We start from the raw sequence: 15,065 nt of genomic DNA, 5'->3' as shown, positions 1-15,065 counted from the left end.
TCTTTCGATATGGTCAAGGAATGGCTTCGTCGTTCGAACTGACCACGCTCGGTCATCGCATCCGGCATCACCGCCTCGCGCGGGGGTACACCCTCGACGAACTGGGCGCCCTGGTCGGCGTGGCGGGCAGTCAGCTCAGCCTCATCGAGAACGGCAAGCGCGAGCCCAAGCTCTCGCTGTTGCAGGAGATCGCCCGCGCGACCGAGACCGAGGTCACCGAGCTGCTCTCGCGCGAACCCCCGAACCGGCGGGCCGCGCTCGAGATCGAGCTCGAGAAGGCTCAGACGTCCCCGTTCTTCCGACAGCTCGGCATCCCGCCGGTCAAGGTCACCAAGGGCACGAGCGACGAGACGATCGAAGCCGTGCTGGGGCTGCACCGCGAACTGCAGCGCCGCGAGCGCGCGACGATCGCGAGCCCCGAGGAGGCACGCCGCGCCAACACCGAGCTGCGTCTGCGCATGCGCGAGATCGACAACCACCTGCCCGACATCGAGCGACTGGCCGAGAAGCAGCTGAAAGCCGCGGGGCACTCCACCGGGGCGCTCACCCACCGCACGGTGAGCATCATGGCCGAGCAGCTCGGGTTCGAACTCATCTACGTCAGCGACCTCCCCCATTCGGCGCGCTCGGTCACCGACCTCGAGAACGGGCGCATCTACCTCCCCCCGGCCTCCATCCCGGGAGGCCACGGCCTGCGATCGATGGCCCTGCAGGCCATGGCGCACCGCCTGCTCGGCCACCGCCCGCCCACCGACTACGCCGACTTCCTGCAGCAGCGCCTCGAGATCAACTACTACGCGGCGTGCTGCCTCATGCCCGAGACGAGCGCGATGTCGTTCCTCGCGCAGGCGAAGAAGGACAAGAACCTCGCCGTCGAGGACTTCCGCGACGCGTTCGGCGTCACGCACGAAGCCGCCGCGATGCGCATGACCAACCTCATGACGACGCATCTCGGCATCCGTCTGCACTTCCTGCGCGTCGACGGCGACGGGGCGATCTCGCGCGTCTACGAGAACGACGGGCTCCCCCTGCCCACCGACGTCACCGGCAGCGTCGAGGGCCAGGTCGTGTGCAAGAAGTTCTCGGCGCGCTCCGCTTTCGCCGAGCACAACCGCACCACCGAGCACTACCAGTACACCGATACCCCCGCCGGAACGTTCTGGTGCTCCACCCAGACCGGGACGACGAGCGACGGCGACTTCTCGATCACGGTCGGCGTGCCCTTCGACGACGCGCGATGGTTCCGCGGGCGCGAGACCCCCAAGCGCGGCGTCTCGCACTGTCCCGACGAGTCCTGCTGCCGCCGCCCCGACACCGAGGCCGCCGAGCGCTGGCAGGGCAAGGCCTGGCCGAGCGCGCGCGTGCACCGGCACATGTTCTCTCCGCTCCCCCGCGGAATGTTCCCGGGCGTCGACGACGCGGAGGTCTTCTCGTTCCTCGATCGCCACGCGGACGGCTGAGGCCGGGCCCGGGGCGTTGCGCGTTCGGCCTCCGTCGACACGACGCAGGAGTTTCCCCCGACAAGGGCACCCACGGGGCCCGATGGGCCACCGGAGGGCACAGTTTCCTGCGTTGTGTCGCGGAACGGCGCCGTAGGGACGGCGCGGCCGCGGAGGGGCCGAGCACCGCCGGCCCGCGACCTTCGCCCGCGTAGGCAGACGTGACGCAGGAGTTCCAAACGCTGAGGGCCCGCACGGCGCCGGATGGACCACCGGAGGGCAGAATCTCCTGCGTTGTGTCGATCGACGCCGGACGGGACGACGGATGCCACGACCCCGGGCCCTCGCGGGGCGCCGGGGTCGTGGCATCCGGTGTCTTCTGCGGCCCGGTCAGGCGTACGGGTTGGCCGTCAGCGTGTACTTCGTCTGCAGGTACTCGTGGATGCCCTCGTCGCCGCCCTCGCGGCCCAGGCCCGACTGCTTCCAGCCGCCGAAGGGGGCGGCGGCGTTGGAGACGACGCCGACGTTGAGGCCCATCATCCCGGTCTCGAGCTTGTCGATCATGCGCTGACCGCGGGCGAGCGACTCGGTGAAGACGTACGAGACGAGGCCGTACTCGGTGTCGTTGGCGAGGCGAACGGCGTCGTCCTCGTCGTCGAAGGGGATGATCGCCAGCACGGGTCCGAAGATCTCCTCGCGGAGGATGTCGCTGCCCGGCTGCACGTCCGACACCACGGTGGGCTCGAAGAACGTTCCGGGTCCGTCGATGGGCGATCCGCCGGTCGTGACGGTCGCGCCGCGCTCGACGGCATCCCCGACGAGGGTCTTGGCCTTGTCGACGGCGCGGTCGTCGATGAGGGGTCCGATCTGCACGCCCTCCTCGGTGCCGCGGCCGATCTTCATGCCCTGGACCCGCTCGGTGACACGGCGCGTGAACTCCTCGACGACGCTGCGCTGCACGATGAAGCGGTTGGCGGCGGTGCAGGCCTGGCCGATGTTGCGGAACTTCGCGAGCATCGCCCCCTCGACCGCCTTGTCGAGGTCGGCGTCGTCGAACACGACGAAGGGGGCGTTGCCGCCGAGCTCCATCGAGGTGCGCAGCACGCCCGGCGCGGCCTGCTGCAGGAGCTTGACGCCCACCGGGGTGGAACCGGTGAACGAGAGCTTGCGCAGGCGCGGGTCGGAGATGATGCGCTCCGATACCGGACCGGTGTTCGTGGTGGTGACGACGTTGACGACACCGGCGGGGAGACCGGCATCCTGCAGGATCTGCGCGAAGAACAGCGTCGTCAGCGGCGTGAGCGTGGCCGGCTTGATGACGACCGTGCAGCCGGCGGCGAGCGCGGGGGCGATCTTGCGGGTCGCCATCGCGAGGGGGAAGTTCCAGGGGGTGATGAGGTAGCAGGGACCCACGGGGTGCTGCGAGACGATCATGCGGCCGGTGCCCTCGGGGTTCGCACCGTAGCGACCCTGGGTGTGGGCGGTGACCTCGCTGAACCAGCGCAGGAACTCCCCGCCGTAGCCGACCTCGCCGCGCGCCTCGGCGAGGGGCTTGCCCATCTCGAGCGTCATGAGCAGCGCGATGTCCTCCTTGCGCTCCTGCAGCAGGTCGAACGCGCGGCGCAGGATCTCGGCGCGCTCGCGCGACGGCGTGGCCGCCCACGACGGGAAGGCGTCGGCCGCGGCATCCATCGCCGCGACGCCGTCGTCGATCGACGCGTCGGCGATCTCGAGCAGCACGTCACCGGTGGCGGGGTCGTTCACGGCGACGGTCTTGCCGGCCTCGGCGCTGCGCCACTCCCCGTTGATCAACAGGCCGGTGGGTACGGATGCCAGCAGCTCGCTCTCGCGTGAATCGGTCATGGGTCCTCCTGGATCGGTGTGCGGGGTTCCCCGCCATTCTGCTCAGCCCGCGGTGCGGGACCGATATACGTCGTGTATAAAGCGGACAGCCGCGTCGCCGCCACGGACGGGGTGGTTGCGACGCGGGCGAGCGTCGGCGCGACCGGTGGGGCGCCGAGCTGTGCCGCACCGAGCCGGGCCGCGACAGGCCGCGCCGGGCCGGCCCGCACCGCGCCGCGCCCCGAAAACGCTCTTCCTGGCCAGAAACGCGACAAGGCACCGTGTCTCGCGAGAATCGGCGTTTATCGCGGGTTTCCGGGCGGGCGAAGCGACACCGGACGCGTCAGCTCGCCGGGGCGACCGCGGGCACCGCCATCACGCCGACGAGGAACCGCTCGAGCCCCTGCGGGTCGTCGAGGGGCAGCACGTGCGCCACGTACTGATCCGGACGCACGACCACCACCGCCCCCTCGGCGCCGATGCCGCGCTCGGCGAAGATGTCGCTGCTCGTCCAGGCCGAAGGGGCGGCGGCGAACACCTTCTCGAGGTCGGTCAGGCCGAGCGGCCCCGAGCGCGGGCGGAACAGCGCCGGCACGTCGACGACGTCCTCCCAGCGCCCGGGGAAGACCGCCTTCACGTCGAACACGGCGTCGAGGTCGGCTCCCGCGGGGGTGAAGCGCTCCACGATCTCCTGCGCCTCGGATGCCCACTCCCGCAGCGCCGAGCCGTCGGCATCCGCGAAGGCATAGATCCGCCACCGCCCGTCGGCCTTCGCGTGATGGCCGAGGTGCACGGCGTTGCCGTCGCACACCCGCACGACCTCGACGCTCTGGAAGCGCTTGCCGACGGGGAACCCGGATGCCAGCTCCTGCGCCGCATCGCCCGCGACGATCCGCGAGGGGGCGTAGTGCGTTCCGAAACCGGAGGGGAACTCGGCGGTGGCGAGGTAGTAGGTCGCGAGTTCGGCGGGGTCGGTGATCTCGCCGGGCTTGCGGGCCATGAGCGAGGACCATTCGCGGTCGAAGTCGATGAGCTGCTGCGCGACCGGGCGGCGCTCGGCGTCGTACGACCGCAACAGCTCGGCGGGAGCGAGGCCGGTGAGCACGTGGCCGAGCTTCCATCCGAGGTTGAACCCGTCCTGCATCGAGACGTTCATGCCCTGCCCGGCCTTCGCGCTGTGCGTGTGGCAGGCGTCGCCGGTGAGGAAGACGCGGGGGCTCTCGAGGTCGTCGACGAACTGGTCGGTCACCCGGTGCCCCACCTCGTAGACGCTGTGCCAGGCGACCTGCTTCACGTCGATCGAGTACGGGTGGAGGATCTCGTTCGCCCGACGGATGACCTCCTCGATCGGGGTCTGCCGCACGCGGTGGTCGTCGTCGGCGGCCACTTCGCCCAGGTCGATGTACATGCGACTGAGGTAGCCGCCCTCGCGCGGGATGTGCAGGATGTTCCCGGCCGCCGCGTTGATCGCGCACTTGATGCGCCAGTCGGGGAAGTCGGTCTCGACGAGCACGTCCATCACCCCCCAGGCGTGGCGCGCGGCGGCGCCCACGTGCGTGCGGCCGATCGCCTGACGCACGCCGCTGCGGGCTCCGTCGCAGCCCACGACGTACCGCGCGCGGATCGTGCGCTCGCCGTCGGCGGTGCTCACCCGCACCTCGACGTCGTCGGCGCGCACCTCGAGGCCGAGGAACTCGACACCGTAGTCGGGGGTGATCCGCGCCGGTCCGTGCGCCGCCGCCTCGGCGAAGTAGTCGAGCACGCGCGCCTGGTTGACGATGAGGTGCGGGAACTCGCTGATCTTGTAGCCGTAGTCCTCGGTGCGGCTGGTGCGCACGATGCGATCGGGGCTCTCGGGATCGGGGGCCCAGAAGTTCATCCAGCCGATGTTGTAGGCCTCGGCGGTGATGCGGTCGGCGAAGCCGAACGCCTGGAACGTCTCGACGCTGCGGGGCTGGATGCCATCGGCCTGCCCGAGCGCGAGCCGCCCGTCGCGTTTCTCGATGAGGCGCGTCGTGAGCTGGGGGAACTGCGACATCTGCGCGGCGAGCAGCATGCCGGCGGGCCCTGAGCCGACGATGAGCACGTCGACCTCGTCGGGCAGTTCGGCGGGCCGATCGAGACCCGTGCCCGCGGCGTTCTGCACGCGCGGGTCGCCCGAGACGTAGCCGTGGTGGTGGAACTGCATCGTTTCTCCTGACGTCGATGTCGGGTTGCGCCGCCGCATTTGCTGTTCTATATTCGAACGCGACGTTCAGCTATCGAACGAGAGGCTAGTCGACCCATGTCGTCACGGCAAGACGCCGCCCCGGCCTCGCAGACCCTCAGTCGCGGCATCCGCCTCCTCGAAGAGCTGGCCGACGCCCGCTCGCCGCTCTCGATCGACGACCTCGCGGCCCGCGTCGACCTGCACCGCTCGGTCGCCTACCGCCTGCTGCGCACGCTCGAAGACCACGGACTGGTGACGAGGGATGCCGCGGGCGCCGTGCGCCTGGGAACGGGACTCGCCGCACTGGCCGCGGGAGTGGCCGCCGACCTGCAGGCGGAGGCCCTGCCCGAACTCACCGCCGCGGCGAACGAATTGGGCATGACCTGTTTCCTCGTCGTCCTCGACCACGACGAATGCGTGACCCTCACCAGCGTCGAGCCCCGGCACGCCGTGACCGCCGTGGCGCAGCGGCCGGGGGCGCGGCATCCCGTCACGCGAGGAGCCCCCGGACGGGCGATCCTGGCGCAGCTGCCCCCGCGCCGGTGGCCCGACGCCGTCGACGCGCGCCTCGCGGCCGAGGTGGCCGAGGCCGGCGAACGCGGGTGGGCGACCAGCCACGACGAGGTGGTCCCCTCGCTGCGCGCGGTCGCCGTGCCGCTGCCGGTGCAGGGCCGCGAGCCCGCCGCGGTCGCCGCCGTGCACGTGGCCACCGCCCTCGACGACGCCGCGATCGCAGCGCGACTGACCGCCGCCGCCGAGGCGATCCGCGGGGCACTGTGACCGCCACCCCATCCGCGCGAGTCGCCATCTTTTGTGGCCTCACCACCTGCTGAAGCGTCAAGAAGTGGCGACTCGCGCCCCTATACTCGATCCCGTCAGGCGCACGCGGTCGTGCGTCGCTGCTCGAAAAAAGGGCACGTAGCGGCTTCCCGCGAGACACATACGGCATTCCTCCGTCTCCGTCTCGAAAGGTCCCTTCGTCATGCCCACCGTCTCCGCGCACGTCGCGCACACCCTCGCCCGCCACCTCGACACCGTCTTCGGCGTCATGGGCAACGGAAACGCCTACTTCCTCGACGCCCTCGGCCGCGACACCCCCGCGGGATTCGTCGCCGTGCGCCACGAGGCCGCCGGTGTGGTCGCCGCCGACGCGCACTACCGCGCGTGCGGGCGCATCGCCGCCGCGACCGCGACCTACGGCGCCGGGTTCACGAACACGCTCACGGCTCTCGCCGAGGCGGTGCAGGCGCGCACGCCGCTCGTGCTGATCGTCGGCGACGAGCCCACCTCGGGCCCGCGCCCGTGGGGCGTCGATCAGATCGCCCTCGCCGCCGCCGTCGGCGCCCGCACGTACACGGTCGGACACCGCGACGCGGCCGCGACCATCGTCATCGCGATCGAGCACGCCCTCACCTATCGGCTCCCGGTCGTCATCGGCATCCCCTACGACGTCGCCACCCGCGACGCGGGAGAGATCCCGGATGCCGCGGCCCCGGGCGCGGAGCCCCGGGTGACCCCGGAGCACCCCCCGCTCGACGCGTACGCCGACGGGGTGATCGATCAGATCGTCGACGCCCTCGCCGCAGCCGAGCGTCCGGTCCTGCTCGGGGGGCGCGGCGCGTGGCTCGCCGGCGCGGGAGCGACCCTCGACGAGATCGCCGCCCTCGCCGGCGCCCTCACGACCACCAGCGCCCTGGGACGCGGACTCTTCTCCGACCCGACGCGCGACCTCGGCGTCGCCGGCGGGTTCGGGGCGCCGGGAGCGATGCAGCTCGTGCACGACGCCGACGTCGCGGTCGTCTTCGGCGCCGGGCTCAACCAGTTCACGATGCGCTTCGGCGAGCTCTTCGCCCCGGGGGCGCGGGTGTTCCAGGTCGACCTCGCGCCGACCGCGACCCACCCGCACGTCGGAGGCTTCGTCCGGGGCGACGCGGACGACGTCGCCCGCGAGATCGCCCGACGCCTCCGCGGGCGCGGATCGTCGCCGTCCACCTGGGGAGCGGGTCTCGACCTCGGGGCCGCCCGGCGCCAGCCCGCCGGTCGAGAGGTGGGCCCCGACGGCCGCCTCGACCCCCGCACGGCGGCGGCGCGCCTCGCCGAGCTGCTGCCCGAGGACCGCGTGGTCGTGCACGACGGCGGCCACTTCATGGGCTGGTCGAACATGTACTGGCCGGTCGAGTCGCCCGACCGCATGCTCATGGTCGGCACCGCATACCAGTCGATCGGTCTGGGCTTCCCGAGCGTCCCGGGCGCCGCGGTCGCCCGCCCCGACGCCGCGATCGTGCTCAGCACGGGCGACGGCGGCGGCCTGATGGCCCTCGCCGACCTCGAGACGGCGATCCGCGTCGCCGGTGGCCGCGGCATCGCCGTGGTGTGGAACGACGCGCAGTACGGCGCCGAGGTCCTGAACTACGGCATCAAGGGTCTTCACCCCGACCCGATGCTCATCCCCCAGGTCGATTTCGCGGCCGTCGCGCGGGGGTTCGGCGCCGAGGGCGTGGTCGTCGAGACGGTCGACGACCTCGACGCCCTGGCATCCTGGGTCGCCCGCGGGCCCGAGGACCGGGGGTTCCTGCTGCTCGACCTGCGTGTGAGCGCCGCGGTCGTCGCCCCGTTCTGGGAGGAGATCGCGGCGCGCTGACGCGCGGCCGGCGTGCCGGGCTCCGGAGAAATCGGCGCGATCCACCACGTTGCGCACGCGGATGGCGGCGGCGCACGCTCGGCTCCGGAATCCGACACGGCCATCGTCTCGGCGCCGTCGACCCTCGGCGCCGTCACCCGGCACGCCTCACGGCCCCGCCGCACCGGAGCGCGACGGGGCCGTGAGGGGTGCGACTCAGACCTTCGACAGCCCGCGCACCGGGCTGACCGCCTGCTCGGCCTCGTGATCCGGACCGAGGGGGATGCCGCTGCGGTCGCGCAGCAGCAGCGTGGCGATCGCGCCGAGCACGACCATGCCCGCGAGGTACCACGTCACCGACATCGTCGATCCGGTCTGCTTGACCAGCGCCTCGGCGATGGTCGGCGCGAACGCCCCGCCCAGGATCGCACCGAGCGCGTACGAGATCGACACCCCCGAGAAGCGGATGGATGCCGGGAACAGCTCGGCGTACAGCGCGGCCTGGGGTCCGTAGGTGAGGCCCAGGCCGACGGTGAGAACGACGAGACCGAGGGTGAGCAGGGCGACGTTCGCGGTGTTCACGAGCGGGAACAGCAGGAAGACGCCCACCAGCAGCGCCGCCCAGCCGACGAGATAGGTGGTGCGGCGGCCGATGACGTCGCCGATCCATCCGCCCACCCACGTGAAGACGAGCCACGACACCGCCGAGATCGTCACCGCGCCGAGCACGTCGGCGGTCGCGAGCCCCACCGGACCGTCGGGATTGGTCGCGTAGCGCTGGATGTACCCGCCCGTGGTCATGTATCCGACGGCGTTGTTGCCGGCGAAGACGAGGGCCGCGATCAGCACGAGCAGAGCGTGCGTGCGGAACAGCTGCACGATCGGCATCCGGGTCCTCTCCTTGCGCTCGGCGAGCTCGACGAAGACCGGGCTCTCCTCGACCTTGCGGCGCACGTAGAAGCCGATCAGGATCAGCACGAACGACAGCAGGAACGGCACGCGCCAGCCCCACGCGAGGAAGGCGTCGCCGGGGGCGATCAGCGCCATGAGCGCGAGCATGCCGCTCGCCAGCAGCAGGCCGAGGGGAACGCCCAGCTGCGGCGACGCGCCGAAGAGGCTGCGCTTGGCCTTGGGGGCGTGCTCGACGGCCATGAGCACCGCGCCACCCCACTCCCCGCCGGCCGAGATGCCCTGCAGCACGCGCAGCAGGATGAGCAGCACGGGGGCCGCGACCCCGATGGCCTCGTACGTCGGCAGGACGCCGATGAGGGTGGTGGAGGCGCCCATGAGGATCAGGGTGATCATCAGCACGACGCGGCGGCCGTACTTGTCGCCGAGGTGCCCGGCGAGGAAGGCGCCGAGGGGGCGGAACAGGAAGCTCAGTCCGACCGTGAGGAACGCCAGGATCTGCGCGATCCCGGGTCCGGCCGGACCGAAGAAGAGCTGTCCGAACACGAGGCCGGCGGCCGAGGCGTAGAGGAAGAAGTCGTACCACTCCACGGTGGTGCCGACGACGGTGGCGAAGACCACGCGGCGCCGGTCGCCGGAGGTCGAGATGGTGCCGGTGGGCGTGAAACCCGACGGATGGGAACGGGACATGGGGGCTCCTTCGAGACGTCATCGTCGCGCCCCGGACGTCGTCGTCGGTGACGAAGCATGTATTGCTGGGGCGTTCGTCATCGTATACGATTTGAGATACGACGCAAGGGAGCATCCATGACCGACACCAGCGACCCCCGGTTCGCCGCCCTCGGCGACCGCCCGGGCAAGATCGTGGCCGTCCATCTCGCCTACGCCTCGCGCGCCGACCAGCGCGGCCGTCGTCCCGACGCCCCCTCGTACTTCTTCAAGCCGTCGAGCTCCCTCGCCCCCTCCGGCGCCGAGATCGTGCGTCCCGCCGGAACCGAACTCCTCGCGTTCGAGGGCGAGATCGCCCTCGTCATCGGCGAGCCCGCGCGATGGGTGACCCCGGATGCCGCGTGGTCGCACGTGGCATCCGTCACCGCCGCGAACGACTTCGGTCTCTACGATCTGCGCGCGAACGACAAGGGCTCCAACGTGCGCTCGAAGGGCGGCGACGGCTACACCCCCCTCGGCCCCGCGCTGATCGACGCCCGCGAGGCCGATCCGACCGCGCTGCGCCTGCGCACATGGGTCGACGGCGCGCTCGTGCAGGACGACACCACGGCCGGGCTCATCTTCTCGCTCGCCCAGATCGTCGCCGATCTGTCACAGCACTTCACCCTCGAGACCGGAGACGTCATCCTCACGGGGACGCCCGCGGGCTCCTCGGTCGTCGTGCCCGGTCAGGTCGTCGAGGTGCAGGTGGATGCCGGCGCCCTCTCGACCGGACGCCTGCGCACCACGGTGGTCGAGGGCGATCGGTCGTTCGACGCCACGATCGGCTCCCTCCCCGCGGCGGACGACACCCAGCGCACCGAGGCGTGGGGCTCCGCCGAGGCGGCGGCCGCCGTGACGGCGATGTCGACCGCAACGGCGACGGCCGGCGGCACCGCGGCATCCGCGGATCCGGTGTCGGGTGCCCCGTCGCTCTCCCCCGCCCTGCGCGCGAAGCTCGAGCGCGTCCCCGTCGCCGCCCTCAGCGGGCAGCTGCGCAAGCGCGGCCTGAACGACGTGACGATCGACGGCGTGCACGCCCTCACCCCCGGCAGCCGCTTCGTCGGCACCGCGCGCACCCTGCGCTTCGTCCCCCACCGCGAAGACCTCTTCGCCGCGCGCGGCGGCGGGCAGAACGCGCAGAAACGCGCCTTCGACGCGGTCGGCGCGGGAGAGGTCATCGTCATCGAGGCGCGCGGCGAGACCGGCTCCGGCACGCTCGGCGACATCCTCGCCATCCGCGCGCACGCCCGGGGAGCGGCGGCCATCGTCACCGACGGCGGGGTGCGCGACGCCGAGGCCGTCGCCGCCGTCGGCATCCCCGTCTTCACCGCCGGCCCGCACCCGGCCGTGCTCGGGCGACGCCACGTGCCCTGGGAGACCGACGTCGCCGTCGGCTGCGGCGGCACCACGGTCGAGCCCGGCGACATCCTCGTCGGCGACGGCGACGGCGTGATCGTCGTCCCTCCCGCGATCGCCGAAGAGGTGGTCGACGCCGCTCTCGCGCAGGAGGAAGAGGATGCTTGGATCGCCGCGCAGGTGGCATCCGGTCATCCGATCGAGGGACTGTTCCCGATGAACGCGGAATGGCGCGCCCGGTTCGAGAGCGAGACGGGGACGCGATGACCACTCCGGCGCAGAGCCCCAGCAAGTCGCAGCAGGCGTACCACTGGATCAAGCAGCGCATCGCCGCGCAGGAGTTCACCCCCGGCTACCGGCTCGTGCTCGGCTCGATCGCGCGGGAGCTCGACATGAGCGTCGTGCCCGTGCGCGAGGCGATCCGTCAGCTCGAAGCCGAGGGCCTCGTGACGTTCGAACGCAACGTCGGCGCGCGCGTCTCGATGGTCGACGACACCGCCTACCGCTTCAGCATGCAGGCCCTCAGCCTGCTCGAGGGCGCGGCGACCGCCCTGTCGGCGCGCGCCCTGACCGCCGACGACGTGCGCCGCGCGCGCGAGGTGAACGCGCTCATGGTCGAGACCCTCGAGCACTTCGACCCGCGCGCGTTCACCGCGCTGAACCAGGAGTTCCACGCGATCCTGTTCGCCCGGTGCGCCAACCCCCGCCTGCTCGAGCTCGTGCAGGCGGAGTGGGCTCGCCTCGGGCACCTGCGCGACTCGACGTTCAGCTTCGTCCCGGGCCGCGCCGCCGAGTCGGTGCGCGAGCACGAGGGCATCCTCGTCCTCATCGAGAGCGGCGCCCCGCTCTCCGACATCGAGCAGGCCTCGCGGCGTCACCGCTCGGCGACCCTCGACGCCTACCTCATCCACGAGCACCCGCACGAGGTGCTCGGCCTGCCCGCATCCTGATCCCGGCCCCGGCATCACCGTCCTCGAACGAAGGAGTTCCCATGACCACCCCGATCACCTCCTCCCGGCGCATTCCGGCCGACCTGCCCACCCGCATCCAGCACTACATCGGCGGCCGGTTCGTCGACTCGGTCGACGGCGACACCTTCGACGTGCTCGACCCGGTCACCAACGAGACGTACGTCGCGGCCGCGGCCGGCAAGAAAGCCGACGTCGACCTCGCCGTCGCCGCCGCGCGCACGGCCTTCACCGAGGGACCGTGGCCGCGCATGCTCCCCCGCGAGCGCTCGCGCGTGCTGCACCGCATCGCCGACCTCGTCGAGTCGCGCGACGAGCGTCTCGCGGAGCTGGAGTCCTTCGACTCGGGGCTGCCGATCACGCAGGCGCTGGGCCAGGCCCGCCGGGCGGCCGAGAACTTCCGCTTCTTCGCCGACCTGATCGTCGCCCAGACCGACGACGCCTTCAAGGTGCCGGGTCGCCAGCTCAACTACGTCAACCGCAAGCCGATCGGGGTCGCCGGCCTCATCACGCCGTGGAACACCCCGTTCATGCTCGAGTCGTGGAAGCTCGGCCCCGCGCTCGCGACCGGGAACACCGTCGTGCTCAAGCCCGCGGAGTTCACGCCGCTGTCGGCATCCCTGTGGGCCGGCATCTTCGAGGAGGCGGGTCTTCCCGAGGGCGTGTTCAACCTCGTCAACGGCCTCGGCGAAGACGCGGGCGACGCGCTCGTGAAGCACCCCGATGTGCCGCTCATCTCGTTCACCGGCGAGAGCAGCACCGGGTCGCTGATCTTCGCGAACGCCGCGCCGTTCCTGAAGGGGCTGTCGATGGAGCTGGGCGGCAAGAGCCCCGCGATCGTCTTCGCCGACGCGGATCTGGATGCCGCGATCGACGCGACGATCTTCGGGGTGTTCTCGCTCAACGGCGAGCGCTGCACCGCGGGCAGCCGCATCCTCGTCGAGCGCTCCGTGTACGACGACTTCGTCGCCCGCTACGCCGCCCAGGCCGATCGCGTGAAGGTCGGCTTCCCCGACGACCCCGCGACCGAGGTCGGCGCGCTCGTGCACCCCGAGCACTACGCGAAGGTGATGTCGTACGTCGAGCTCGGCAAGACCGAGGGGCGTCTGGTCGCCGGTGGCGGCCGGCCCGAGGAGTTCCCCGAGGGCAACTTCGTGCGGCCCACGGTGTTCGCCGACGTCGCCCCCGACGCGCGCATCTTCCAGGAGGAGATCTTCGGCCCCGTCGTCGCCATCACGCCCTTCGACACCGACGAGGAGGCGCTCGCCCTGGCGAACGACACGAAGTACGGCCTCGCCGCCTACGTCTGGACGAACGACCTCAAGCGCGCGCACCTCTTCGCGCAGAACGTCGAGGCGGGGATGGTGTGGCTGAACTCCAACAACGTCCGGGACCTCCGCACCCCGTTCGGCGGGGTGAAGGCCTCGGGCCTGGGTCACGAGGGCGGCTACCGCTCGATCGACTTCTACACCGACCAGCAGGCCGTTCACATCACGCTCGGCCCCGCCCACAACCCCACGTTCGGCAAGGCGCAGGCGCACTGATCCGCGCGGGGCGGCGGTGCCGCGTCGGCGCCCCGCCGCGGCACCGCCGCCCCGCGAGATCACACGTTCGGCTCGAGCGCACACGTCCCGCGCCCCGCAGAACAGGTGCTCTCGAGACGATCGTGTGATCTCGCACCGCCCCTCCCCCACCGACTCCCCACGCAAGGACGCGAAATGGCAAAGCACACCGAAGAACAGAAGACCTCCTCCGGGTTCTGGGTCACCCAGGAGGCCCCGATCGTCTCCGACGACCCGATCCCCACCCCCACCTCGCCGGCCCCCGACATCCTCCGCTGCGCCTACATGGAGCTCGTGGTCACCGACCTCGCGGCATCCCGGGTCTTCTACGTCGACGTGCTGGGACTGCACGTGACCGAAGAGGACGACGAGGCCATCTACCTCCGTTCGACCGAGGAGTTCATCCACCACAACCTCGTGCTGCGCAAGGGCCCGGTGGCCGCGGTCGCGGCGTTCTCGTACCGCGTGCGCTCGTCGGACGACCTCGACAAGGCCGTCGCGTTCTACGAGGAGCTCGGCTGCGACGTGCGTCGCGCCCCGAACGGCTTCACGAAGGGCATCGGTGACTCCGTCCGCGTGGTCGACCCCCTCGGCTTCCCGTACGAGTTCTTCTTCGACACCGAGCACCAGGAGCGCCTGTCGTGGCGCTACGACCTGCAGATCCCCGGCGAGCTGGTGCGCCTGGACCACTTCAACCAGATCACCCCCGACGTGCCGCGCGCGGTGAACTTCATGCAGTCGCTCGGCTTCCGCGTGACCGAGGACATCCAGGACGAAGAGGGCACCGTCTACGCCGCGTGGATGCGCCGCAAGCCCACCGTGCACGACACCGCCATGACCGGCGGCGACGGCCCCCGCATGCACCACGTGTGCTTCGCGACGCACGAGAAGCACAACATCCTCGCCATCTGCGACAAGCTCGGCGCCCTCCGCCGATCGGATGCCATCGAGCGCGGCCCCGGACGCCACGGCGTCTCGAACGCGTTCTACCTGTACCTCCGCGACCCCGACGGCCACCGCGTCGAGATCTACACGCAGGACTACTACACCGGCGACCCCGACAACCCCGTCATCACGTGGGACGTGCACGACAACCAGCGCCGTGACTGGTGGGGCAACCCCGTCGTCCCCTCCTGGTACACCGAGGGCTCGCTCGTGCTCGACCTGGACGGGAACCCGCAGCCGGTCCGAGTCCGCGAGGACTCCAGCGAGATGGCGGTGACGATCGGCGCCGACGGCTTCAGCTACACGCGCGCCCCCGAGGAGGTCGGCGCCGGGGCCGCGGCATCCGGCCCGTCTTCCGCCGGCGAGTTCAAGCTCGGCAACCAGCTCTGACCCTCCCCACCGTGACACAACGCAGGAGTTCTCAGCGCGTCACCGCGGGTGGCCGCCTCGGCGCGCTCGTCGTACGCGGGATCTCCTGCGTCGTGTCCGGCCCGGCCCCCGCAC

Annotated in this window: 10 protein-coding genes; 7 read left to right on the top strand and 3 right to left on the bottom strand. The window is 71.4% G+C overall.

Annotated features, from left to right (window positions below; genetic code table 11):
• The first annotated feature begins 20 nt into the window (after positions 1–20).
• A complete protein-coding gene (locus tag AB1K56_RS11675) occupies positions 21–1,460 on the top strand; it encodes a helix-turn-helix transcriptional regulator (protein WP_136587075.1) in 1,440 nt (479 codons plus the stop codon).
• Positions 1,461–1,829: 369 nt separating this feature from the next.
• Here the strand turns inward: AB1K56_RS11675 and AB1K56_RS11670 are convergent, their stop codons facing one another.
• Positions 1,830–3,302 carry an NAD-dependent succinate-semialdehyde dehydrogenase gene (locus AB1K56_RS11670; protein WP_136587083.1) on the bottom strand — a complete coding sequence of 491 codons (1,473 nt, stop codon included), beginning with the start codon at positions 3,300–3,302 and terminating at the stop codon, positions 1,830–1,832.
• A 322-nt stretch (positions 3,303–3,624) separates the two neighbouring features.
• Entirely contained in the window at positions 3,625–5,469 is a 1,845-nt protein-coding gene (locus AB1K56_RS11665) for an FAD-dependent monooxygenase (protein ID WP_371205772.1), read from the bottom strand.
• A 96-nt stretch (positions 5,470–5,565) separates the two neighbouring features.
• On the opposite strand from AB1K56_RS11665, the gene AB1K56_RS11660 reads away from it, so the two are divergent.
• Positions 5,566–6,270 carry an IclR family transcriptional regulator gene (locus AB1K56_RS11660; protein ID WP_371205771.1) on the top strand — a complete coding sequence of 235 codons (705 nt, stop codon included), beginning with the start codon at positions 5,566–5,568 and terminating at the stop codon, positions 6,268–6,270.
• A gap of 202 nt (positions 6,271–6,472) precedes the next feature.
• Positions 6,473–8,131: a thiamine pyrophosphate-binding protein gene (locus AB1K56_RS11655; protein WP_371205770.1), complete on the top strand. Its 1,659-nt coding sequence runs from the start codon at positions 6,473–6,475 to the stop codon at positions 8,129–8,131.
• A gap of 195 nt (positions 8,132–8,326) precedes the next feature.
• Here AB1K56_RS11655 and AB1K56_RS11650 read toward each other — a convergent pair whose 3' ends face one another.
• Positions 8,327–9,709: an MFS transporter gene (locus AB1K56_RS11650; RefSeq protein WP_371205769.1), complete on the bottom strand. Its 1,383-nt coding sequence runs from the start codon at positions 9,707–9,709 to the stop codon at positions 8,327–8,329.
• A 117-nt stretch (positions 9,710–9,826) separates the two neighbouring features.
• On the opposite strand from AB1K56_RS11650, the gene AB1K56_RS11645 reads away from it, so the two are divergent.
• The 4 genes from AB1K56_RS11645 to hpaD all read left to right on the top strand — a co-directional run bounded on the left by AB1K56_RS11645 (position 9,827) and on the right by hpaD (position 14,951).
• The gene (locus AB1K56_RS11645) at positions 9,827–11,353 is read left to right on the top strand and encodes a fumarylacetoacetate hydrolase family protein (protein ID WP_371205768.1); all 1,527 of its coding nucleotides are present in this window, start codon (positions 9,827–9,829) and stop codon (positions 11,351–11,353) included.
• Positions 11,350–12,036 carry a GntR family transcriptional regulator gene (locus tag AB1K56_RS11640; RefSeq protein WP_136587090.1) on the top strand — a complete coding sequence of 229 codons (687 nt, stop codon included), beginning with the start codon at positions 11,350–11,352 and terminating at the stop codon, positions 12,034–12,036. The genes AB1K56_RS11645 and AB1K56_RS11640 overlap by 4 nt, the downstream gene beginning before the upstream one ends.
• 41 nt (positions 12,037–12,077) lie before the next feature.
• The gene (gene hpaE, locus AB1K56_RS11635) at positions 12,078–13,598 is read left to right on the top strand and encodes a 5-carboxymethyl-2-hydroxymuconate semialdehyde dehydrogenase (RefSeq protein ID WP_371205767.1); all 1,521 of its coding nucleotides are present in this window, start codon (positions 12,078–12,080) and stop codon (positions 13,596–13,598) included.
• A 174-nt stretch (positions 13,599–13,772) separates the two neighbouring features.
• A complete protein-coding gene (hpaD, locus tag AB1K56_RS11630) occupies positions 13,773–14,951 on the top strand; it encodes a 3,4-dihydroxyphenylacetate 2,3-dioxygenase (protein ID WP_371205766.1) in 1,179 nt (392 codons plus the stop codon).
• Positions 14,952–15,065: the final 114 nt, after the last annotated feature.

The organism is Microbacterium sp. BWR-S6Y (genome assembly GCF_041379845.1).
In the GTDB taxonomy this organism is placed as follows: Bacteria; Actinomycetota; Actinomycetes; order Actinomycetales; family Microbacteriaceae; genus Microbacterium; species Microbacterium hydrothermale.
This window is presented reverse-complemented; position numbering and strand designations above follow the sequence as displayed.